Raw genomic sequence first — 1,788 nt, forward strand, 5'->3', positions numbered from 1 at the left:
CTCCTTCAGGGAAGGGAAGATCATGGCCTGCACTTCCTGCGGTTTGCCTCTCGACTTTACCCTAAGGCGGGCAACCATTAAGCTGAGGGGGGCTTTTCTCTCGGGAACCTTGGCCATGCATACCCCATCGCAGATCCTTCGCGAGCGCCTGCGCTTCCACGGCCACAAGTACACTTTTGTCAGCCAGCGTTTGCGCTTTCCCAACGGCACAGAAGGGGAGCGGGAGTACCTCATCCACCCCGGCGGCGTTGTGGCCGTGCCGGTGACTGCCGAAGGCAAGTTCGTCTGCATTCGCCAGTATCGCTTTGCCGTCGCCGCCTACCTTTACGAATTTCCTGCCGGCACCGTCGAGCCGGGAGAACATCCGGATGAAACCATTCGCCGCGAGCTGGAAGAAGAAACCGGCCTGCGCGCCCACCGCTGGGATCCCCTCGGCCAATTTTATCTGTGCCCCGGCTATTCCAGCGAGATCATGTACGCCTACCTGGCGCGGGATCTGGAAGTGCTGGATGCTCCACCGGCCAAGGACGAGGATGAAGACATCGCCGTCGTGGAGTTTTCGCCTGCTGAACTAACGGAAATGGCCCGTTTTGGCCTGGACTTTGATAGCAAATCTATCGCCTGCTTTTGGCGGGCCCAATTGTTTTTGGCGGCAGAAAAGGGGGCTATTCCAAGTGGCAACCAGACATGAGTGGCAAACTCTGGCCATTGCAATTGCCGGTGAACCTTTGCCTTGCCTAGCTTCCCTCCCTCAGAGCGAGAGTTAGGGATCGATCCAGCGAGCCGTTCCATTTGATAATGACTACGACTTTTTTGTACAGCTTTTTCTAGCGTTATCTACGGCAGCCAGTATAGATCAATCTCTTGCGTCAGTCGCCCCTGACCATCAAGGTGGGCGCGACGTTGAATTGAACATCAGAGGGATCCCTTATCCCGGCTATTTTGTTAACTGGAGAAGCCTTGGAGTCTCCTAGAATTTTAGGGTCGAGGGGTGAGGAAATATGCGGAAGCTGTTGTATTCCTATGGTCGCATAGCCTGGGGAGTGGCCTTGGTTGTCACCCTACCAACTGCCGTTGGTTCTGCCCATTCCCAGCCTATGCTTCCGCTTTTGCCGGCTGTTTCTGAGGGGGGCAGCGCGCGCGAAGGAGTTGTTGCCCTATTTCGTCAATCCATCTGGTGGGACTTCATCCGTGGCAATCGTGGCGAAAACCTGCGCCTGTTTGCGGCCAGCCTCACCGCTTCCGATCGTCAGGATGTAGTGGCCGTGTTTGAAATCCAGCGGCAGCCGACAGTGGAGCCGGTGGTGCGGGTTCTCAGCTTTGGACATCAGGGAGGATACGATTTTCGCCTGCTCCACACGGCTGAGCCGATCCCAGGGCGGTTGGTGGAAGCTCACCTGCGCACCGACATCACCCCCAGCACCCAGCCCAAGTTGGTGCTGCTCACCGAGCGAGGGGGCATCAGCCTGCTGCGGTCTGTCTTGGTCTTGGAACACCGGCTAGAGGGGTTTGTGCCGTTGCTAAGCGTAACAGACTTAAGCAATGCCAGCCTGCGGGTCAGCCCCCAAGGGATCCTGGTCATCTCCAGCGTGCCGGGATCCAACCGCGACTCGCGCGCCACCCTCTACCAGTGGGAAGGAGATGGCTTTGTCCGCCGCGATCTGTAGCATCCCAAGTTTTTCGATTGGCGACAAGGCATAGGCCGCTGGGATTCGTTCCCAATTGCTGCGAAGCAGTCCCCTGCAACTCCCCTCTCCCACTGGGAGAGGGGTCGGGGGTGAGGGGAGA

General features: G+C 58.0%; 2 protein-coding genes. Both read left to right on the top strand.

Features of this window, described 5'->3' with window-relative positions; translation table 11 throughout:
- Nucleotides 1-115: 115 nt before the first annotated feature.
- A complete protein-coding gene (locus NW857_RS01290; RefSeq protein ID WP_414333529.1) occupies nt 116-691 on the top strand; it encodes an NUDIX hydrolase in 576 nt (191 codons plus the stop codon).
- 310 nt (nt 692-1,001) lie between these two features.
- The gene (locus tag NW857_RS01295; protein ID WP_414333531.1) at nt 1,002-1,667 is read left to right on the top strand and encodes a hypothetical protein; all 666 of its coding nucleotides are present in this window, start codon (nt 1,002-1,004) and stop codon (nt 1,665-1,667) included.
- Nucleotides 1,668-1,788: the final 121 nt, after the last annotated feature.

Source organism: Synechococcus sp. H55.9 (assembly GCF_047462355.1).
Classification (GTDB): Bacteria; Cyanobacteriota; Cyanobacteriia; order Thermostichales; family Thermostichaceae; genus Thermostichus.